This window comes from Plantibacter sp. lyk4-40-MEA-4, assembly GCF_030209415.1.
Lineage (GTDB): Bacteria > Actinomycetota > Actinomycetes > Actinomycetales > Microbacteriaceae > Plantibacter > Plantibacter flavus_A.
Window position 1 is genome coordinate 202142 of the sequence record NZ_JARVSA010000010.1, and the last position, 20116, is coordinate 222257.

General features: G+C 68.9%; 17 protein-coding genes. 3 read left to right on the forward strand and 14 right to left on the reverse strand.

All coding sequences use genetic code 11. The features are described 5' to 3' along the window. Window positions 1-65: 65 nt before the first annotated feature. From QRN44_RS16860 to QRN44_RS16910, 11 genes are all read right to left on the reverse strand, one after another. Window positions 66-509 carry a type II 3-dehydroquinate dehydratase gene (locus QRN44_RS16860; protein WP_285039687.1) on the reverse strand — a complete coding sequence of 148 codons (444 nt, stop codon included), beginning with the start codon at window positions 507-509 and terminating at the stop codon, window positions 66-68. 52 nt (window positions 510-561) lie between these two features. Next, on the reverse strand, window positions 562-1659 hold the full coding sequence (gene aroB, locus QRN44_RS16865) for a 3-dehydroquinate synthase (protein ID WP_121290680.1): 1098 nt from the start codon (window positions 1657-1659) through the stop codon (window positions 562-564). After that, window positions 1656-2174, reverse strand: coding sequence for a shikimate kinase (locus QRN44_RS16870; RefSeq protein WP_064293831.1), 519 nt, complete (start codon window positions 2172-2174; stop codon window positions 1656-1658). The genes aroB and QRN44_RS16870 overlap by 4 nt, the downstream gene beginning before the upstream one ends. Beyond that, on the reverse strand, window positions 2167-3381 hold the full coding sequence (gene aroC, locus QRN44_RS16875) for a chorismate synthase (protein WP_064293830.1): 1215 nt from the start codon (window positions 3379-3381) through the stop codon (window positions 2167-2169). Before aroC ends, QRN44_RS16870 begins: the two co-directional genes overlap by 8 nt. A gap of 94 nt (window positions 3382-3475) precedes the next feature. Next, on the reverse strand, window positions 3476-4375 hold the full coding sequence (locus tag QRN44_RS16880; protein ID WP_175115850.1) for a shikimate dehydrogenase: 900 nt from the start codon (window positions 4373-4375) through the stop codon (window positions 3476-3478). A gap of 16 nt (window positions 4376-4391) precedes the next feature. Then, window positions 4392-5963, reverse strand: a complete 1572-nt coding sequence (gene mltG, locus QRN44_RS16885) for an endolytic transglycosylase MltG (protein WP_285039688.1) — start codon at window positions 5961-5963, stop codon at window positions 4392-4394. A gap of 13 nt (window positions 5964-5976) precedes the next feature. After that, window positions 5977-6447 carry a Holliday junction resolvase RuvX gene (gene ruvX, locus QRN44_RS16890; RefSeq protein ID WP_064293828.1) on the reverse strand — a complete coding sequence of 157 codons (471 nt, stop codon included), beginning with the start codon at window positions 6445-6447 and terminating at the stop codon, window positions 5977-5979. Window position 6448: 1 nt separating this feature from the next. After that, window positions 6449-9103, reverse strand: coding sequence for an alanine--tRNA ligase (gene alaS / locus QRN44_RS16895; protein WP_285039691.1), 2655 nt, complete (start codon window positions 9101-9103; stop codon window positions 6449-6451). A 69-nt stretch (window positions 9104-9172) separates the two neighbouring features. Continuing rightward, window positions 9173-9406 (reverse strand): hypothetical protein, encoded by a 234-nt coding sequence (locus QRN44_RS16900; RefSeq protein ID WP_064293826.1) that lies wholly within the window; start codon window positions 9404-9406, stop codon window positions 9173-9175. Window positions 9407-9566: 160 nt separating this feature from the next. Further along, the gene (gene rpsD / locus QRN44_RS16905) at window positions 9567-10196 is read right to left on the reverse strand and encodes a 30S ribosomal protein S4 (RefSeq protein ID WP_064293825.1); all 630 of its coding nucleotides are present in this window, start codon (window positions 10194-10196) and stop codon (window positions 9567-9569) included. Window positions 10197-10418: 222 nt separating this feature from the next. Further along, window positions 10419-11879, reverse strand: coding sequence for a replication-associated recombination protein A (locus QRN44_RS16910; protein ID WP_285039692.1), 1461 nt, complete (start codon window positions 11877-11879; stop codon window positions 10419-10421). Between the two features lie 184 nt (window positions 11880-12063). Between QRN44_RS16910 and QRN44_RS16915 the strand changes: the two genes are divergently transcribed. The 3 genes from QRN44_RS16915 (at window position 12064) to QRN44_RS16925 (ending at window position 15005) form a co-directional block, all read left to right on the forward strand. After that, the gene (locus QRN44_RS16915) at window positions 12064-12870 is read left to right on the forward strand and encodes a peptidylprolyl isomerase (protein ID WP_071260142.1); all 807 of its coding nucleotides are present in this window, start codon (window positions 12064-12066) and stop codon (window positions 12868-12870) included. A gap of 133 nt (window positions 12871-13003) precedes the next feature. Continuing rightward, window positions 13004-14233 carry a DUF349 domain-containing protein gene (locus QRN44_RS16920; RefSeq protein WP_502928650.1) on the forward strand — a complete coding sequence of 410 codons (1230 nt, stop codon included), beginning with the start codon at window positions 13004-13006 and terminating at the stop codon, window positions 14231-14233. A gap of 94 nt (window positions 14234-14327) precedes the next feature. Beyond that, window positions 14328-15005, forward strand: coding sequence for a type IV toxin-antitoxin system AbiEi family antitoxin (locus QRN44_RS16925; protein WP_285039695.1), 678 nt, complete (start codon window positions 14328-14330; stop codon window positions 15003-15005). Here QRN44_RS16925 and QRN44_RS16930 read toward each other — a convergent pair. Genes QRN44_RS16930 through secD form a run of 3 tightly spaced genes read right to left on the reverse strand, consistent with a single transcriptional unit; the run spans window position 14992 to window position 20087 of the window. Further along, the gene (locus QRN44_RS16930) at window positions 14992-17247 is read right to left on the reverse strand and encodes a RelA/SpoT family protein (RefSeq protein ID WP_064293821.1); all 2256 of its coding nucleotides are present in this window, start codon (window positions 17245-17247) and stop codon (window positions 14992-14994) included. The genes QRN44_RS16925 and QRN44_RS16930 overlap by 14 nt on opposite strands. Before the next feature lie 48 nt (window positions 17248-17295). Then, window positions 17296-18336, reverse strand: coding sequence for a protein translocase subunit SecF (secF, locus tag QRN44_RS16935; RefSeq protein WP_285039697.1), 1041 nt, complete (start codon window positions 18334-18336; stop codon window positions 17296-17298). Then, on the reverse strand, window positions 18336-20087 hold the full coding sequence (gene secD, locus QRN44_RS16940) for a protein translocase subunit SecD (protein ID WP_175115855.1): 1752 nt from the start codon (window positions 20085-20087) through the stop codon (window positions 18336-18338). Before secD ends, secF begins: the two co-directional genes overlap by 1 nt. Window positions 20088-20116: the final 29 nt, after the last annotated feature.

Genomic DNA, 20116 nt, shown 5'->3' on the forward strand with positions numbered 1-20116 from the left:
ACGAGTGTAACCGCTGCGAGGACCCGTGACCAATGCACCCGTGGTGGACCAGGGCGCCGCGCACGTCACTCGGCGCTGCGGCGCACCACGAGGTCGAGGGCGAGGCGGTACGAGTCGAATCCGAAACCGGCGATCACGCCGGTCGCGACACCGGAGATCACGCTCGTGTGACGGAAGGCCTCGCGGGCGTGCGGATTCGAGAGGTGCACCTCGACGAGCAGGAGGCCAGCCTTCGTGACCATGGCCGCCGCGTCACGGAGCCCGTAGCTGTAGTGGGTGAACGCCGCGGGGTTGAGGATCACGGACGTGCCGGAGTCGACGGCCTCGTGGAGCCAGCCGATCAGCTCGCCTTCGTCGTCCGTCTGGCGCAGGTCGATCCGCGTCCCGTCGCCCGCGTCGGCCTCGAGCATTGTGCGCAGCGCAACGAGGTCGGCCGAGCCGTAGACGTCGGGTTCACGGCTGCCGAGGCGTCCGAGGTTCGGTCCGTTGAGGACGAGTACGGTGGTCATGAGTCGAGGGTATCCGTTTGGGACGAGCGCTCGCGGAGCGCACCGGCGTCGGTCAGGAGCCGATCTCCTGGTAGGCGGCGAAGAGCAGCGAGGTCTCGGGCCCCTGGAGGACGGTCGGCTTGGCGAGGTCGTCGAGCACGATGAACCGCAACATCGAACCGCGCGTCTTCTTGTCGCGCTGCATCGTCGCGAGCAGCGTGTTCCAGCGGCCCACCGGATAGGCGATCGGCAGGCTGAGGAGCTCCAGGACGCGACGGTGGCGGTCGACGACCTCGTCCGACAGCCGGCCGGCGAGGCGGGACAGCTCGGCGACGTACATCATGCCGATCGCCACCGCGGCACCGTGCCGCCACTGATACCGCTCGGCGTGCTCGATGGCGTGCCCGAGCGTGTGCCCGTAGTTGAGGATCTCGCGCAGGCCCTGCTCGGTGAAGTCCTCGCTGACGACGTCGGCCTTCATCCGGATCGCGAGCTCGATGCAGCGGCGGAAGGCCGGTGTCTCGGGGTCGGTCGCGGCGTCGACGTCGGCCTCGATGAGATCGAGGATCTCCGGGTAGCGGATGAACCCGGCCTTGGCCACCTCGGCGAACCCGGCGAGGATCTCGTTCTTCGGGAGGGTGTCGAGCGTGTCGAGATCGCAGACGACGGCTGCCGGGGCGTAGAAGGCGCCGACGAGGTTCTTGCCTTCCGCGGTGTTGATGCCCGTCTTGCCGCCCACGGCCGCGTCGACCATGCCGAGGACCGTCGTGGGGACCTGCACGAGTCGGACGCCGCGCAGCCAGGTGGCAGCGACGAAGCCTGCGAGGTCGGTGACGGCGCCACCGCCGAACCCGATGACCGCGTCGGAGCGCGTGAAGTCTGCCTGCCCGAGGACTCCCCAGCAGAACGCGGCCACCTCGACCCGTTTCCCTGCCTCGGCGTCCGGCACCTCGGCGAGCAGCACCTGGTACCGATCGCTCAGGGTCTCGCGCAGTTTGGCAGCCTTCTCGCCCAGCGTCGCCGGGTGGACGATGAGGATCCGCTGCACGCCGGTCCCGAGGGCGTCGACGAGCACGTCCTCCAGCCCTCTCCCGATCGTGATGGGGTACGGGGAGGATCCCGTCACCTCGATGACGGTCCGCTCGGTCGGGGTGGTCGGTTCGGTGCTCATGCAGGCTCCTTCACCCAGGCGACGAGCTCGTCGACGATGCCTGAGATGGGTCGGTGCGAGGTGTCGAAGGTGACATCCGCGAGTCGTTCGTACACGGGACGCCGGGCGGCGGCGATGCGCGACCACGCGCCGGGGTCGTCACGGAGGAGTGGACGCTTGTCGAGGTTGGCTCGTGCCAGCACGGCCTCTTCGGTCACCGTCAACAGCACGACGCGTGCATCGGCGAGCTGACGCTGCGTGTCCTCGTCGAGCACCGCTCCCCCGCCGAGCGACACGATCGCCGGCTGCTCGAGTGCGGCGGCGACCGCCGCCCGCTCCAGGGCGCGGAAGTGCGCCTCGCCGTGTCGCTCGAAGATGCGCGCGATCGCTCCGTGCTCGCCGGAGACGACGTTGTCGGTGTCGACGAACGGCAGGCCCAGGCGCTTCGCCAGCTGCTTGCCGACGCGGCTCTTCCCCGACCCCATCGGTCCGATGAGGACGACGGGGAGTCGGAGATCGGCGGCCTGCTCAGGCATCGGCGCTGGAGGCGTGGTCGCCTCGCGTGCGCAGGTTCGACGGGATCGCTGCCAGGTATCCGTCGAGGTTGCGCTTCGTCTCGGGGACGGAGTCGCCACCGAACTTCTCGAGCACCGCTTCGGCGAGGACCAGGGCCACCATCGCCTCGGCCACGACACCGGAGGCCGGGACCGCGCAGACGTCCGAGCGCTGGTGGTGCGCGGTGGCGGCCTCGCTCGTCGCGACGTCGACCGTGCGGAGCGAGTGCGGGACGGTCGCGATCGGCTTCATGCCGGCGCGCACGCGGAGGACGGTACCGGTGGTCATGCCACCCTCGGTGCCGCCGGCGCGATCGCTCTGCCGGGCGATGCCGTCGCTCTCCTGGACGAGCTCGTCGTGGGCCGCGGAGCCGCGACGCGTCGTCGTGAGGAAGCCGTCGCCGACCTCCACACCCTTGATGGCCTGGATGCCCATGAGCGCTGCCGCGAGGCGTGCGTCGAGTCGGCGGTCCCAGTGGACGTAGGAGCCGAGTCCCGGTGGGAGTCCGTAGGCCAGGACCTCGACGATGCCGCCGAGGGTGTCACCGTCCTTCTTGGCCGCGTCGACCTCGGCGACCATGCGCTCCGAGGTCGCCTTGTCGAAACAGCGCAGCGGATCGGCGTCGAGCGCGTCGACGTCGGCCGGGACCGGCAGCGGGCTGTCTTCGGGAACGCGCACCGGGCCGATCGACAGCGTGTGGCTGACGAGGGTGATGCCCAGCTCGCCGAGGAAGGAGCGCGCGACGGCGCCGAGGGCGACGCGCGCAGCGGTCTCGCGTGCGCTGGCGCGTTCGAGCACGGGACGCGCCTCGTCGAAGCCGTACTTCTGCATGCCCGTCAGGTCGGCGTGGCCGGGGCGCGGACGGGTGAGCGCGGCGCTGCGGCCACGCGACTTGTCGGAGATCTCGGTCGGCTCGGGGCTCATGACCTCGGCCCACTTCGGCCACTCGGTGTTGCCGATGCGGATCGCGATCGGGCTGCCCATGGAGAAGCCGTGGCGGACGCCGCCGGACAGGTTGAGCTCGTCCTCCTCGAACTTCATGCGGGATCCTCGGCCGTAGCCGAGCTTCCGTCGGGCGAGGTCGGCGCGGACGCCGTCCATGGAGATGGGGACGCCGGACGGGAGTCCCTCGAGGACGGCGATGAGTTCCGGGCCGTGAGACTCTCCGGCAGTGAGCCAACGAAGCATGGTCCTATCCTTCCATAGAGCCGGGACGCGACCGTGCGCCTTCGGTCGACGGCCCGGCGGGTGTGCAGGTGGGCGACGGATGCGTCCGGAGCGGTCAGTGCGAGGCGACCGGCGCCCCGGTGTGATCGAGGTGGACCGTTCCGAGCATCGCACCGAGCACCGTCGTCTCGTCGTCGAGCGGCAGGAGCGGATCGCCGAGGACGAAGATCCGGACCTGGAGCAACGCCTGGTGCACGAGCATCGACAGGCCGCTGAGGACCGACCCGCCGGCCTGCGACCACGCCTCCGCGAGCACACTCGGCCACGGGTCGTACGCGACGTCGAGGAGGAGCGCGCCTGGAGCATGGGACAGGACCGGACCCGGTTCAGTGAGGGCGCCGCCCGGAAGGGTGCTGATCACGAGTGGTGCGTCAGGCGTCTCACCGTCGAACGGCCCTGAGGCGAACCGCAGCCCCAGCCTGCCGGCGAGGTCCTCGAGTGGTCGCGCCTGGGCCGGTCGTCTGAGCGCCACGTGGACGTGCTCGGCACCGAGGTCCGCCGCCGCCATGATCGCCGAGGAAGCCGTCGCTCCCCCGCCCAGGACGACCGCGGACGCGATCGTGTCGACACCGGCCGCCCCGATCGCGCGGACGATGCCGCCGACGTCGGTGTTGAACCCCTCGATGCGACGGGACCCGTCCTCGGCTCGTCGGAGACGCAGCGTGTTGACCGCCCCGGTCTCGGTTGCGGCGCGGTCGGCCACGTCGGCCAGCTCGAGCGCGCGATGCTTCAGTGGCATGGTCAGCGAGAGCCCCCGCCAGTCCGAGCCGAGGTCGTCGAGGAAGGCCGAGAGCTCAGCCGCCTCGAGTTCGTGGCGACCGTAGTCCCAGTCGAGCCCCAGCACCCGGTAGGCGGCCTCATGCAGTGCCGGCGACTTGGAGTGGGCGATGGGCGCGCCGAGCACGGCGAGCCGCGGCTGCCCGTCCTGGCCGTGACCCGGCCCTGTTCCACGCATGTGCGCCACGCTCCCGCTACTGGTACTCGGGGTGCTCGTCCATCCAGGACAGCCACTTGTCGACCGCGGCCTCGTGCTCCTCCTGGGTGGTGGAGAAGATCGTCTCACCGGAATCGAGGTTCCAGGTGACGAAATAGAGCCAGGGTCCGTCGGCCGGATGCAGGGCGGCATCGATCGCGAGGTCGCCCGGGTTCGAGATCGGTCGCACGACCATGCCCGGATGGACGTAGGTGTTGTACGGGTTCGAAGCGTCGGCGCGCTCGGCGTCCGTTGTCGACACCCGGTGGGTGTTGCCCGTCCCGTACGCGACCGTCGCGTCGGACTGCAGCAGACCGCTCTCCCACTGGGCCGGGTCCAGCCGGTTGAGGAAGACCCGTGACACCTTGTAGTAGTCGTCGCGGAGGCCCGCCTCCTTCTGGATGAGCGAGGCCAGGACGATGGTCTTCCAGCGGTCCTCGGGCTTCACCCCGGCGTCGTCGAGCGCCTGGAACGACCGGTTCACGAGGGTCTGGAGGACGGCGTGCGCATCGCCGCCGTCGGGGAGGCTGTAGGTCGCCGGGAAGAGGAACCCCTCGAGCGAGGTCGCCTCGGCGGGGAGACCGAAGGACGCGACGTCGGCGGCCGCAGCCTGGAGCTCCTCCAGCGGGATGCCGGTGCCCTCCGCGATCGACGGCAGGGCGTCCTGCTCGGCGGTGCCCTCGGGGATGACGAAGGTGTCCTCCATGCGGTTCGCCTCATCGGTCAGGGCCGCAAGGGCGGACTTGGCGCTCATCTTGAGCTTCAGCTTGTAGGCACCAGGGAAGAACTCCGGCTGGGTGGGCTGTGCGAGGAGGAGGTCGTAGAAGGCGTCGAACGACTTCGTGACCCCCGCGTCGTGCAGGCTCGTCGCGATGTCCTCGCCGATGTCGCCCTCGTTGACCATGACGACGGCCTCGCCGCTGCCGGCACCTTCGTAGTCGTTCGGTTCCTCCCATCCGAGGACCTTGCGGATCTGCGGCTCGTAACTCGTCCACACGACCGCGGCGCACGCGACGAGACCCCCGACGACCACGATCGACACGATGAGCGCGATGAGCCCGCGACGACCACGACGGCGCTTCGGCGGTTCCCCGCCGGCCAGCGCACGACGGCGCCCCCGATGGATCGGCTGCGGCCCGCTGTCGTTCGCCGTGTCGTCCTCAGCGAGCAGGTCCTCGAACGCGGGGATGGTCATGGTCCTGGCCCGGGACACCGATGACTCGGTGTCGTCGGACTCGGGCGCACGTGAGGTCGATCCGCTCAAGGGTGTGGCGCTCGCGGCCGGCTCGCCGACGCTGGAGTCACCGGACGACGCGGCGGTCGAGGGGGCGTCGACGGACGTGGCGTCGACCGATCTGGAGCCGGCCGGGGCCGGTCCGGCCGTGTCGCTCGCGGCGTCTTCATCGACGGGCTCGGGCGGCGTCGAGGCGGCTTCGGCGGCCTCCCGCCGCTGACGTGCCTCGCGTCGGGACAGTGGCACCGGCTGCTCCCCCGCGGCGTTCCGTTCGGACGTGAAGAGGTCGGCGAGCGGATCGTCTGCTGGGTTGTTCTCAGGTGTCAGATTCGACACAGGCACGTCCTGTTCACGGGTCGACGGGGCTTCCGGGGGGTCGCCCCGAACCGCGTTCGGCGTCGAGGGCGTACTGCAAGAGTATGACGGCCGCCACCTGATCGACAATCGAGCGCGTCTGCTTCTGTCGTTTCCCAGCGGAGCGCAAGGCGCCGTGGGCGGTCACCGTCGTCAGCCGCTCGTCGACGAGACGGGCCGGGACACCGGTGATCGACCTGAGCCGGGCGGCGAACTCCCGGGCGTCCTGTGTGGACGCCGTGTCCTTCCCCGACAGGGCGATCGGGAGACCGACGACGAGCTCCACGGCGCCGAGTTCTTCGGCGATGACCGCGATCGCCCGGATGTCGGCGTCGCCGCCCAGGTCCCGTGGGACCGTCTCCACCGGCGTGGCCAACAGGCCGTCGGGATCGCTTCTCGCGACCCCGACCCTGGCCTTCCCGACGTCGATCCCGAGTCGGACACCGCGACGGAACCCGTCCGTCATGTCAGGCGATCTCGCGGGCGATCGCCGCGAGGGCGTCGCCGAGCGCGGTGGCGTCGACGCCGCCACCCTGTGCGAGGTCGTCCTTCCCACCACCGTTGCCGCCGAGGACGCCGGCCGCGACCCGGACGAGGAGGCCTGCCTTGAGTCCGGCGTCGCGGGCACCCTGGTTCGTCGCGACGACGATCGCGGGCTTCCCACCGACGACCGCGCCCAGGGCGACGACCGCCGGGCTCGCGCCGAGCTGCTCGCGGAGCTGCGTGACGAGCGTCCTGACGTCGTTCGGTGACCCGAGCTCGCCCAGGTGCTCGGCGACGAGCGACACCGGGCCGACGCGGTGAGCGGTCTGCGCCAACGCCGGGAGACGTTCGCTCAGCCCACGGGCTTCGAACGCGGCGATCTTCTTCTCAGCCGCCTTGAGGTTCGCGACGAGTTCGGCGATGCGGTCGGGCAGCTGTTCCTTCGGCGTCTTGAGGCTGCCGGAGAGCTGTGACACGAGCGCACGCTCGGCGACGAGGTCGCGGAAGGCCTCGAGACCGACGAGCGACTCCACCCGACGGTTCGTCGAGCCGACGGACGATTCGCTGACGAGGTTGATCAACCCGATCTCGGCGCTGGAGGTGACGTGGGTGCCCGCACACAGCTCACGCGACCACGGCCCGCCGATGTCGACGACGCGGACGGTCTCGCCGTACTTCTCGCCGAACAGCGCCATGGCGCCGAGTGCCTTCGCGTCGTCGAGCGCCATCTCGCGGGTGGTCACCTGCAGGTTGTCGCGGATGGCGTTGTTGGAGATCTCCTCGATCTCCGACTTCGTCGCCGGCGACAGCGGCTGGTTCCAGGTGAAGTCGAGCCGCAGGTACCCGGCCTTGTTCGACGAACCGGACTGGTGGGCGCTTTCGCCCAGCACCTGCCGCAGGGCGGCGTGGATGATGTGCGTACCGGAATGCGCCTGCTGGGCGCCGCGTCGGTAGCTCGCATCGACGATGGTCGTCGCCGGTGCGTCAACGCCCACCTCGCCCTGGCTCACCTGCACCTTGTGCGCGATGAGACCCTTCACCGGCTTCTGGACGTCGAGCACCTCGAGCTCGTATCCGGGTCCGACGATGACGCCCTGGTCGGCCTCCTGCCCGCCGGACTCGGCGTACAGCGAGGTCTCCGCCAGGATCACCTCGGCGATGTCACCGGCGACCGCGCGCTGCACCGGGTGGCCGCCGACGATGATGCCGAGGATGCGGCTCTCGGTCTCGAGCTCGGTGTAGCCGGTGAACACGGTCTCGCCCTTGGCGCGGATGTCGCTGTAGACCGAGAGGTCGGCGAGGACGCTCTTCTTCGCCTTCGCGTCGGCCTTCGCGCGCTGGCGCTGGGCGGTCATGAGCGAATCGAACGCGTCTCGGTCGACGGAGAGGCCGGCCTCCTCCGCGATCTCGAGGGTCAGGTCGATGGGGAACCCGTAGGTGTCGTGCAGGAGGAACGCGGAATCCCCGGCGAGGGCCGTCCGGCCTGAGCCCTTGGTCTGCTCGAGCGCGAGGTCGAGGATGGTCGTGCCGCTGGCCAGTGTTCGGAGGAAGGTCTCCTCCTCGGCGTAGGCGCTCTGCGAGATCCGGCCGAAGTCGGTCTCGACCTCGGGGTAGGCGGCCTTCATGGCGTCGCGCGACGCGGAGAACAGCTCGGGGAACGTCGCGGTGTCGACGCCGAGGAGACGCATCGCACGGACCGTCCGTCGCATGAGGCGGCGGAGGATGTACCCGCGTCCCTCGTTCGACGGCGTGATGCCGTCGCTCATGAGCATGAGCGAGGAACGCACGTGGTCGGCGATGACGCGCATCCGGACGTCGTCGTCGTGGTCGGCGCCGTAGCGACGTCCGCTCAACTCGGCGGCGCGATCGAGGACCGGGCGCACCTGGTCGATCTCGTACATGTTCTCGACGCCCTGCTTGAGGAAGGCCACCCGCTCGAGCCCCATGCCGGTGTCGATGTTCTTCTTCGGGAGTTCGCCGACGATGTCGAAGTCGACCTTGCCGCGGACGTTCTCGATCAGGTACTGCATGAACACGAGGTTCCAGATCTCGACGTACCGGTCGTCGTCGGTCGCCGGGCCGCCGTCGGCGCCGTACGCGGGACCGCGGTCGAAGAAGATCTCCGAGCACGGGCCGGCCGGTCCTGGCTGACCCGTCGACCAGTAGTTCGTGTCCTTGTCGAGCCGCTGGATGCGGTGCTCGGGGAGCCCTGCGACGCGCTTCCAGAGGTCGATCGCCTCGTCGTCGTCCTTGTACACGGTGACCCAGAGGTCCTTCTCGTCGAAGGCGAGGCCGCCGCTCGACTCACTGCCGGTCAGGAGCTCCCACGCGTAGGTGATCGCCCCCTCCTTGAAGTAGTCGCCGAAGGAGAAGTTGCCGTTCATCTGGAAGAAGGTGCCGTGCCGGGGCGTCTTGCCCACCTCTTCGATGTCGTTGGTGCGGATGCACTTCTGGACGCTCGTGGCGCGGTCGAACGGCGCGGGGACGACACCGGTGAGGTACGGCACGAACGGCACCATGCCGGCGACCGTGAAGAGGAGCGAGGGGTCGTCGCTGACGAGCGAGGCGGAGGGGACGACGGTGTGCCCCCGATCGCCGAAGAAGGTGAGCCAGCGGGAGCGGATGTCAGCGGTGTCCATGGTGTCCGTACGTCAGGGGTGTGCGTGTCGATGTTCGTGCGCTGCGGCGATGCCCGTCCGGGCGTGCCGCTACGGCTTGGTGAGGTCTTCTGCGGCGTCCTCGACGCGCGCGACGACGGTCTCCGCCGTGTCGCGCAGCTGCGCCTCGCGCTCCTTGTAGGCGTCGCCGACGGTGTCGGTGAACTCCCTGACGCGTGAGTCCAGCTCGGAGAAGAACCGCTTGCCGGACTGTGTCTTGTTGATCTCGTGGGCGACGACGAAGCCGGCGCCGATGCCGACGATCAGCCAGAACACGTTCTTCATGGGGAACTCCTCATCTGCGGTGCGACCACCCGGGCGTCGCCGGGCGTACCAAGCATCCATCGTAGTCGAGCGCGGTGGACCGATGGCGTCGTACGACGACGAAGAGGCACCGGCCGGAGCCGATACCTCTTCGTGTGGTGCCCGGAGCCGGGCCGCAGTCCTAGCGGGCTGCGTAGTACTCGACGACGAGCTGCACTTCACAGGTCACGGGGACCTCGGCGCGCTTCGGGCGACGCTCGAGACGTGCCTGGAGCTTGTCGAGCTCGACCGAGAGGTACGCGGGCACCTTCGGCAGGACGTCGACGTGACCACCGGCAGCGGCGACCTGGAAGGGCTCGGTGCCCTCGGAGCGCGGCTTGACGTGGATGAGCTGACCCGGCTTCACGCGGAAGGACGGGCGGTCGACGAGCTGGCCGTCGACCATGATGTGGCGGTGCACGACCATCTGGCGGGCCTGAGCCGTGGTGCGGGCGAAGCCGGCACGGAGGACGAGCGCGTCGAGACGGGTCTCGAGGATCTCGACGAGGTTCTCACCCGTCAGGCCCTGGGTACGACGTGCCTCCTGGAAGGCGATCTTGAGCTGAGCCTCGCGGATGCCGTACTGGGCGCGCAGACGCTGCTTCTCGCGCAGACGGACGGCGTAGTCGCTGTCGGCCTTGCGCTTGGTGCGGCCGTGCTCACCGGGAGCGTAGGGACGCTTCTCGAGGTACTTGGCGGCCTTCGGGGTGAGGGCGATGCCGAGTGCCCGCGAGAGGCGGGTCTTGCTGCGGGTACGTGACTTGGTAGACACGGTTTCCTTTCGATGAAGTCTCAAACGATGAATGACCGGCGCGAAGACGCGTCGGTGATCCGGAATCACACCGGACAAAGTCAGAGGGGTCTGCCGGGGCTGTTCGGCTACAGAACACGCCCGTCGAACACGGTGATCGAGCAGCCGCGCAGTCACACCGGTTCTAGGCGGATCAATACTAGCACGATGTGCCCCGGTCGCCGGGCCGCCGTGACCAGACGATCACTCGCCCCGGACGATCTTCCGGAGTTTGTCCAACCGCGCCGAGATGTCGCGTTCGTGGCCGTGATCGGTGGGCTGGTAGTACCGGACGTCGCGCAGCTCGTCGGGCAGGTACTGCTGGGCGACGACGCCGATCGGGTGGTCGTGAGGGTAGCGGTAGCCCTTGCCGTGTCCGAGGCGCTTGGCGCCCGCGTAGTGGGCGTCGCGCATCGGCTTCGGAACACGGCCGAAGGCTCCGGCCCTGACGTCGGCGATGGCCTGGTCGATGGCGACGTAGGCCGCGTTCGACTTGGCGGCCGTGGCCAGGTACACCACGGCCTCGGCGAGCGGGATGCGACCCTCGGGCATGCCGATGAACTGGACGGCGTCGGCGGCCGCCACGGCGATGGGCAGCGCCTGTGGGTCGGCGATGCCGATGTCCTCGGCCGCGGAGATGATGATGCGGCGGGCGATGAAGCGCGGGTCCTCCCCCGCCTCGATCATCCGAGCGAGGTAGTGCAGCGCGGCGTCGACGTCGGATCCGCGGATGCTCTTGATGAACGCGCTGATGACGTCGTAGTGCTCGTCGCCGTTGCGGTCGTATCGGAGCAGGGCGCGGTCGACCGCCTGCGAGACGAGCTCGTCGGTGATGACGGGACCGCGGGGCGCCCGCGTCGCGGTGTCGGAGTCGTCGTCCACCCCGTCTTCGTCGTCTTCGTCGTCTTCGTCGTCCTCATCGCCGACGTCGAGGAGGCCCGCGTCGTCGAGATCGAGCTCGTCGGGGTCGACCGGAGCGCCGAGATCGGAGTCGGCGGCGATCGCGGCCGCCTCCAACGCCGTCAGAGCCCGTCGGGCATCGCCGGAGGACAACTGGATGATCGCGGCGCGGGCCTCAGGCGTCACGGTGAAGCGACCGGCCAGGCCGCGCGGGTCGGTCACGGCGCGGTCGATGAGGATGCCGAGGTCGTCGTCGCTCAGCTGCTCGAGCGTGAGGAGCAGTGAACGCGACAGCAGCGGGGAGATGACGGAGAACGACGGGTTCTCGGTCGTCGCGGCGACCAGGATGACCCAGCCGTTCTCCACGCCGGGGAGCAGGGCGTCCTGCTGCGCCTTCGTGAACCGGTGGATCTCGTCGAGGAAGAGGACGGTCGAGCTGCCGTAGAGGTCGCGGCTCGACATCGCCTCCTCCATGACCTGCCGGACGTCCTTGACGCCCGCCGTCACGGCCGAGAGCTCCACGAACCGGCGGCCGGAGCTGTGCGCGATGGCCTGCGCCAGCGTCGTCTTCCCGGTGCCCGGAGGACCCCAGAGGATGACGGACACGGCCGCCTGCGTCCCCTCGTTGTCGCTCGCCAGGCGGACGAGCGGCGAGCCGGGACGGAGCAGGTGCTGCTGGCCGGCGACCTCCTCGAGGCTGCGGGGCCGCATGCGCACGGCGAGCGGTACCGGTGCGCCGGCGATGCCGGGTCCTCGACTGAACATTCCACCAGGCTAGCCGCAGCCTGCGACACGCGGACCCGCTGCAGCACGGGGTCGCCGCCGTCGTGTGCCGTTTGGTCCGCGCGGAGCGCTCCCCGTAAGGTTCTCCTGGGCAGTCCGCCGCGGGCGTGGTGCCAGATGACAGCGCGATGCCGCCGCTCGGCCGACGGCACCTGGAGGGAACGACGTGGCAACGAGCAAGGGTCCGGACAAAGAGGCACGCGCAGCACGCGCACGGCTGCGCGCCTACAACGCCCGGCGCACCGTGCACGAGCACCGCTCCAAGCGCCGCGTCCGCGACAACGTGATCGCCGCTGCGGCGCTCGTCGTCGTCCTCGCCGGTGCCACGGCTGCGCAGGTGTTCTTCTTCGCCGGCGGTCCGGGCACCCCGGTCGCGACGCCCACCGCCTCCGCCGAGGCCGGGGCCTGCGGTGTCACCGGGGCCACCGACGGCGCGAACACCGGCGAAGTCCCCGCGAGCACGATCGCCGAGGACCGCGACTGGAGCGGTGAGATGACGATCAACGACGTCGTCATGAACCTCACCCTCGACGGAGCCTGCGCGCCGCAGGGCGTCTCCTCCTTCATCTCCCTCGCCCAGTCCGGCTTCTACGACGGCGTCACCTGCCACCGCCTCACGACGAGCGGCATCTACGTCCTGCAGTGCGGCGACCCCGACGGCACCGGCACCGGCGGCCCCGGGTACAGCTACGGCCCGGTCGAGAACGCACCGACGGACGACGTCTACCCGGCCGGCACCATCGCCATGGCGCGCCAGGGAGGGAACGGCTACAGCAACGGCTCGCAGTTCTTCCTCGTGTACCAGGACTCGACCATCCCGTCCGACGCCGCCGGCGGCTACACCGTGCTCGGCCAGATCACGAGCGGTCTCGACCAGCTCGTCTCGGGTGTCGTGTCCGGCGGTGTCGCAGACGGCAGCGGTGACGGTGCTCCGGCGGTCCCCGCCACCATCACCTCGGTGACGGTCCAGTAGCGCGTGCAGTAACCTGCACCAGACGGAACCGACCGGCGCAAGCGGTCGCCCCGAGCAGGACTCGGGGTAATAGGCTTGTGGATCGATCACGATCGCCACGAACGGCGGTCAACACACAGCAAGGGTGATGCGCGTGACCAGTCCAGAGATCGAACCGTGGGGTCGTGTCGACGACGACGGCACCGTCTACGTCCGTGAGGCCGACGGCGAACGAGCGGTCGGACAGTACCCCGACGGTTCCAAGGAGGAGGCGCTCGCGTACTTCGAGCGCAAGTTCACGGACCTCGCCGGACAGGTGACGCTCCTCGAGCAGCGCGCGAAGCGCGGTGCCCCGGCGACGGACGTCGCGAAGGCCGTGAAGTCGATCACCAAGCAGGTCGAGTCCGCCAACGCGGTCGGCAACCTCCAGGCGCTCCTGACCCGCCTCGCGGCGCTCGACGGCACCGTGAGCGAGCTGACCGAGGCGCAGAGCCAGGAGACCAAGGCAGCTCTCGAGGAGGCGGCACGTGCGCGTCTCGCGATCGTCGAGGAGGCCGAGCAGCTCGCGCAGCAGGATCCGGCACGGGTGCAGTGGAAGCAGACCTCGGCGCGGCTCGACGAACTCTTCGCCGAGTGGCAGCGCCAGCAGCACGACGGACCTCGTCTCGCGAAGAACGACGCCAACGACCTCTGGAAGCGGTTCCGGACGGCACGCGCGACGATCGAGCAGCACCGTCGTGCGTTCTACACGGAGCTCGACTCTGTCCACAAGGAGGCACGCGCGATCAAGCAGAAGCTCGTCGAGCGCGCCGAGGCCCTCATCGCCAAGGGCGCCGAGTGCATCCCCGCCTACCGCAGCCTGCTCGACGAGTGGAAGGCCTCCCCTCGTGCCGGGAAGCGCCAGGATGACGCGCTCTGGGCGAAGTTCAAGGCCGCGGGCGACGCGATCTACGGTGCGAAGGCCGAGATCGACGCGCGTGACAACGAGGAGTTCCAGGGCAACCTGGATCTGAAGCTCGCGGTGTTGGCGGATGCCGAGCCGATCCTGGCCGACACGAACCGGGACTCGGCGCGCAAGGCGCTCACCGACATCCAGCGTCGGTGGGACGAGATCGGAAAGGTCCCGCGCGAGCAGGTCCGCGTCGTCGAAGACCGTCTCCGCAAGATCGAGACCCACGTCAAGCAGCTCGAGGACGAGCACTGGAAGCGCAACAACCCCGAGACGAAGGCGCGCACCGAGGGGCTCGCGAGCCAGCTCGCCGACGCCATCGCCAAGCTCGAGGACGAGGTCGAGGCGGCACGAGCCTCCGGTGACGCCGACCGGCTCACCGCGGCCATCGAGGCGCTGGATGCACGCAAGGCGTGGCTCGGGGCGATCCGCTAGGCGGATCCGCTCCACCAACCGCGTGACGGTCGCGGTTCTCCACAGATCCGTCGACGATCCTCCTGCTGCCGGACGGCTGCAGGAGGATCGTCGTATGTCCACGGCACTCCAGACGTCCTTCCCCATCGAGCCAGGCTGCGCTGCGGATCCTTCGGCCTCCACGAGCCGCCTCCCCGCCTACCTCCAGCCACCCGAGCTCTCCGTCGCCGAGCTCGCCGCCGCGCGGCTCGACGGCGAGCTCTTCGCCTTCGAAGACGGCTACTGCAGTGTCGACGAACCCGACACCGTCCGGCTGCGCGCGGCGGTCCTCGAACAGCTGCCCGGGCTGGCCGGCGCGGTCATCGCTGAGACGAGTGCCGCCTGGCTGCACGGCGCGGCGCTCATCGCACCGAGGGTCCACACGGGCTTCGTGTCGATGGAACGGCGAAGCGCGCGTTCGCCCCGCTTGCGTCTGCGTCAGGTGTCACTCCGCGCCGAGGACAACGAGCGGTGCGGCGCACTGCGGGTCACGACCCCCACGCGCACGGTCGCGGATCTGGCACGGCGCACCGGGGCCGACGCGGAGGAGGCCATGACGACGATCCGCAACTACTTCCTGCTCGGGCTCACCACCCCTGAGGAGGTCGTCGCATGGGTCCGCTCCGTCCCGCGGGTCCTCGGCGGCACACGGATCGTCCGTGTCGTGTCGAGTGCCACCGAGGTGATGCTTCCCGGCCTCGAGCCGACTCGGAGCGAACTGGCGTCCTGGTCGCTCCCGCTCAGCCGCCGTTGACCCGGTAGACGTCGTAGACGGTGTCGATCCGCCGGACCGCGTTCAGCACTCGGTCGAGGTGGGTGGTGTCGCCCATCTCGAACACGAAGCGGCTGATGGCCAGGCGGTCGCTCGAGGTGTTCACCGTCGCCGACAGGATGTTGACGTGATACTCGGACAGCACCCGCGTCACATCCGACAACAGTCCAGCTCGATCGAGTGCCTCGACCTGGATCTGGACGAGGAACACGCTCTTCGACGACGGCGCCCACTCCACATCGATCATGCGCTCGGGCTCCTGCAGGAGGCCTTGGACGTTGTGGCAGTCCGAACGGTGGACGGAGACGCCGGAGCCCCGCGTGACGAACCCGACGATCTCGTCACCCGGCACCGGGGTGCAGCACTTCGCGAGCTTGACCAGGATGTCGGGAGCACCGAGCACGAGGACCCCGGAGTCGCTGTTCTGCAGCCGCTCACGGCGGCTCCCACGCACCGGGACGGTGTACTCGGCGTGCTCGCTGTCGGCGTCCTTCTGCAGGAGCGCGACCACCTTCTCGAGCACGGACTGCGTCGAGACGTGGCCCTCGCCGACGGCCGCATAGAGTGCCGTGACGTCCTCGTAGCGCAGCTGCGCCGCGACCTCGGCGAACGAGTCCTGGTTCATGAGCTTCTGGAGCGGCAGGTTCTGCTTGCGCATCGCCCGTGCGATCGCGTCGCGCCCCTGCTCGATCGCCTCGTCGCGACGCTCCTTCGTGAACCACTGGCGGATCTTGTTCCGCGCCCGAGGGCTCTTGACGAAGTTCAACCAGTCCTGGCTCGGACCGGAGTCGGGGTTCTTCGAGGTGAAGACCTCCACCACGTCGCCGGTGTTGAGTGAACTCTCCAGCGGCACGAGCCGCCCGTTGACCCGGGCGCCCATCGTCCGGTGGCCGACCTCCGTGTGGACGGCGTAGGCGAAGTCGACCGGCGTCGCGCCGGCGGGCAGGCCGACGACACGCCCCTTCGGGGTGAAGACGTAGACCTCCTTCGCACCGATCTCGAACCGCAACGAGTCGAGGAACTCCCCCGGGTCCGCCGTCTCCGCCTGCCAGTCGGAGATGTGGGCGAGCCAGGCCATCGAGCTGTCGGGCTCGGCGGAGGACGCGGCCTTCCCGCTGTTCATCCGCTCCTTGTACTTCCAGTGCGCGGCGACGCCGAACTCGGCCCGCTGGTGCATCTCGTTCGTGCGGATCTGGATCTCGACGGGCTTCCCGCCCGGTCCGACGACGGTGGTGTGCAGCGATTGGTACAGGTTGAACTTCGGCGTGGCGATGTAGTCCTTGAAACGCCCTGGGACGGGCGTCCACCGTGCGTGGATCGACCCGAGGACCGCGTAGCAGTCGCGCAGCGAGTTCACGAGGACACGGATGCCGACGAGGTCGTAGATGTCGTCGAACTCGCGGCCGCGGACGACCATCTTCTGGTAGATCGAGTAGTACTGCTTCGGGCGACCGGCCACCTTGCCGCGGATCTTCTGCGCCTTGAGGTCCTCGTTCACCGCGTCGATGACGTGCTGCACGTACTCCTCGCGCTGCGGTGTGCGCTGCTTGACGAGCGATTCGATCTCGGCGTAGAGCTTCGGGTACAACACGGCGAAGGACAGGTCTTCGAGCTCCCACTTGATCGCCTGGATCCCGAGGCGGTGTGCGAGCGGTGCGTAGATCTCGAGGGTCTCCGTGGCCTTCTTCGCCGCCTTCTCGGCCGGGACGAATCCCCAGGTCCGGGCGTTGTGCAACCGGTCGGCGAGCTTGATGATGAGGACGCGGATGTCCTTCGACATCGCGACGATCATCTTCCGGACCGTCTCGGCCTGTGCGCTGTCGCCGTACTTGACCTTGTCGAGCTTCGTGACGCCGTCGACGAGCATGGCGACCTCGTCACCGAAGTCGGCGTGGAGTTGGTCGAGCGAGTAGTCGGTGTCCTCGACGGTGTCGTGGAGGAGGGCCGCGACGATCGTCTTCGGTCCGATGCCGAGGTCGGCCAGGATCTGGGAGACGGCGACCGGGTGCGTGATGTACGGCTCGCCGCTCTGGCGTTTCTGGCCGGAGTGGGCCCGCTCGGCGACCGTGTACGCACGCTCGATGAGCGCCAGGTCGGCCTTCGGATGGTGCTGCCGCACCGTCCGCATCAGGGTGTCGACGGCGCCGGCCGGCTGCGCCTTCGAGAAGATCCGTGGGACGAGACGGCGCAGGGAGGCCGTCGAGGATGTCGTGGTGTCCGCCATCTCAGGCCTCCCTGCGCTCGTGCACGCGGTTGTCGGTCGCTGTCAGGGTCAACGCGCCAGCGGCGCGTCTGCTTCCGTGCGTTCGCCCACGGCGTCATCCGAGGTCTGAGCGCGATCGCGCGCCTGCAGCACGCGCTTGTCGTGCTTGGCGATGCGAGGCTCGTTGTGCCGGAAGTTCGCGTAGAGCGGTGCAGCGACGAAGATCGTCGAGTACGTGCCGACGAGGATACCGACCAGCAGGGCGAGCGAGATGTCGCGCAGCGTGTCGGCACCGAGGACGAAGGCGCCGAAGAACAGGATCGCCGCGACCGGGAGCGCCGCCACCACGCCGGTGTTGATCGAGCGCACCAGGGTCTGGTTGACCGCGAGGTTCACCGACTCCCCGAACGTCCGGGCCGCGCCGTCGGCGTCGAGCGTGGTGTTCTCGCGGATCTTGTCGAACACCACGACGGTGTCGTACAGCGAGAACCCGAGGATGGTGAGGAAGCCGATCATGGCGGCCGGCGTGATCTCCCAGCCCGTCGCGGCGTAGACACCGGCCGTGATGATGAGGTCGTGCATGAGGGAGAGCAGCGCGGCCGCGGACATCTTCCAGGTGCGGAAGTACAGGGCCATGAGGATCGCCGCGAGCACGAGGAACACGATGAGGCCGACGATCGCCTGCTTGGAGACGTCCTGACCCCATGACGGGCCGATGAACGAACTCGTGATGTCGGACTGTTCGACGCCGTAGGCCTCGGCCAAGGCTGCCGACACCTGCTGGGTGACCTTGTCGTTCTTCAGCTGGTCGGTCTGCACGCGGACCGAGTTGCCGCCCACGACGGTCACGTGGGTGGTCGCGCCGCTGACGACGGACGCGACCGCGTCTTCGGCCAGCGTCTGATCGGTGCTCTTGACGTCGGCGATCTGGAACTGCGAACCACCGCGGAACTCGATGCCGAAGTTGAATCCGCCCTTGACGACCGGGATCAATACGGAGAGGACGACCGCGACGATGGCGATCGTATACCAGATCTTGCGCTTGCCGACGAAGTCGTAGGAGCGTTTCCCGGTGTAGAGCTCGTTTCCGAACCGTGCGAACGCACCCATCAGGAGTCCTTCCCATCGGTCGGCAGATCGTCTGCTCTGGTGTCGGAGCCGCCTCCGACGAGGGCCGCCTGCTTGCGCTCGGCGATCGTCTGGCGCTTGGCCGCCTCACGGCTGCTGGACGCGGCCTTGGCGCCGGGCACCGAGACGGGCTTCCGGAACTCCGCGCGACCACGGTAGATGGCGCCGAGCGCCGACGGGTCGAGACCGGTGAACGGCTTGCCGCTGTTGAAGAGCTTCGTCTGGCCGAGGAGCTGCATCATCGGGTGCGTGAACAGGAGCACGACGATGACGTCGATGATCGTGGTGACGCCGAGGGTGAGGGCGAAGCCGCGGACGTTGCCGATCGCGAGGACGTACAGCACCACGGCGGACAGCAGGTTGACACCCTTCGCCGCGTAGATGGTGCGCTTGGCGCGCTTCCAGCCGGCTTCGACGGCGGACTCCAGACCCCGGCCGTCGCGGAGTTCGTCCTTGATGCGTTCGAAGTACACGATGAACGAGTCCGCGGTGAAACCGATGGCGACGATGAGGCCCGCTATACCGGCGAGGGAGAGCCGGAAGCCCTGACGCCAGGACATGAGCAGGATCACCACATAGGTGAGCACTGCGGCCGCGACGAGCGAGGCGATGGTGACGGTGCCGAGGAGCCGGTACTGGAACAGCGTGTAGATGACGACCAGGATGAGCCCGATGAGACCGGCGATGAGGCCGCTCTCCAGCTGCGTCGAACCGAGGGTCGCCGAGATGGTGTCCTGGCTCTGTACGACGAAACTGATCGGCAATGCGCCGAACTTGAGCTGATCGGCGAGGGTCTTGGCGGACTCCTCGGTGAAGGAGCCGCTGATCTCCGGCTTGCCGTCGGAGATGACGGCGAGCGACTGCGGTGCGGAGATGACGTTGCCGTCGAGCACGATCGCGAACTGGTTCTGCGGGCTCTGCAGCGAGGTCAGACGGCCGGTGACGTCGGCGAAGAGCGCAGTGCCCTTCTCGTTGAAGACCGGGTACACCGCCCACTCGCCCGTGCTCGCACCCGACGACGTCGTCTTGATGCCGGCGCTCGCGTCGGACAGGTCTTCTCCGGACACCTCGACCGGGCCGAGGACGTACTTGAAGGTGCCGTCGAGGTCGCAGGTGATGAGCGGCTCGGCTGCGGGAGCGGCGGTGGCGTCGAGCGAATCCGCATTCGCAGCGCAGTCGTAGGCCTGGAAGGCGGCGTACAGCGCGGGCGTCACCTGCGACAGGTCGCTCGCGTTGGTCGGCGACGCGGTCGGCGTACTCTCGAGGCCCGGGTCCGGCGTCGGATACGGGGTCGAGGCGCCGTCTTCACCGATGAAGGTGTTGGACGGCTGACCGGGGGTCAGCTGCTGCGAGGTGAGGACCGGACGGAACTCGAGCTTCGCGGAGCTCTCGATGCGGTTCAGCGTCGCTTCGTCGGGGGTTCCCGGGATCGAGACGACGACGTTCTGACCCTGCGTCGTGATCTCCGCCTCCGAGACGCCGGACGCGTCGACGCGCTGGCGGATGATCGCGACGGCCTGGTTCAGCTGCTCGTTGGAGACCGTCTGGCCGGACTCCAGCTTCGGCGCGAGGATGATCTGGGTGCCACCCTCGAGGTCGAGGGCCAGCTTGGGCGCCCATGAGCTGTTCCCCCAGAGGACCCCGGCCGCGTTGATCGCGAACAAACCGATGAGGATTACGCCAAGCCAGGTGAGCGAACGCCACGCTTTCTTGACCGGAGTCGACTTTGCCAAACTCGGAACTCAGCTTTCTCTGCCGGCGG

Excerpts from the sequence above, each read along its gene's own strand:
- QRN44_RS16860 (WP_285039687.1), bottom strand. The coding sequence starts at position 509 with ATGACCACCGTACTCGTCCTCAACGGACCGAACCTCGGACGCCTCGGC.
- aroB (WP_121290680.1), bottom strand. The coding sequence starts at position 1,659 with ATGAGCACCGAACCGACCACCCCGACCGAGCGGACCGTCATCGAGGTG.
- QRN44_RS16870 (WP_064293831.1), bottom strand. The coding sequence starts at position 2,174 with ATGCCTGAGCAGGCCGCCGATCTCCGACTCCCCGTCGTCCTCATCGGA.
- aroC (WP_064293830.1), bottom strand. The coding sequence starts at position 3,381 with ATGCTTCGTTGGCTCACTGCCGGAGAGTCTCACGGCCCGGAACTCATC.
- QRN44_RS16880 (WP_175115850.1), bottom strand. The coding sequence starts at position 4,375 with ATGCGTGGAACAGGGCCGGGTCACGGCCAGGACGGGCAGCCGCGGCTC.
- ruvX (WP_064293828.1), bottom strand. The coding sequence starts at position 6,447 with ATGACGGACGGGTTCCGTCGCGGTGTCCGACTCGGGATCGACGTCGGG.
- alaS (WP_285039691.1), bottom strand. The coding sequence starts at position 9,103 with ATGGACACCGCTGACATCCGCTCCCGCTGGCTCACCTTCTTCGGCGAT.
- QRN44_RS16900 (WP_064293826.1), bottom strand. The coding sequence starts at position 9,406 with ATGAAGAACGTGTTCTGGCTGATCGTCGGCATCGGCGCCGGCTTCGTC.
- QRN44_RS16910 (WP_285039692.1), bottom strand. The coding sequence starts at position 11,879 with ATGTTCAGTCGAGGACCCGGCATCGCCGGCGCACCGGTACCGCTCGCC.
- QRN44_RS16925 (WP_285039695.1), top strand. The coding sequence starts at position 14,328 with ATGTCCACGGCACTCCAGACGTCCTTCCCCATCGAGCCAGGCTGCGCT.
- QRN44_RS16930 (WP_064293821.1), bottom strand. The coding sequence starts at position 17,247 with ATGGCGGACACCACGACATCCTCGACGGCCTCCCTGCGCCGTCTCGTC.
- secF (WP_285039697.1), bottom strand. The coding sequence starts at position 18,336 with ATGGGTGCGTTCGCACGGTTCGGAAACGAGCTCTACACCGGGAAACGC.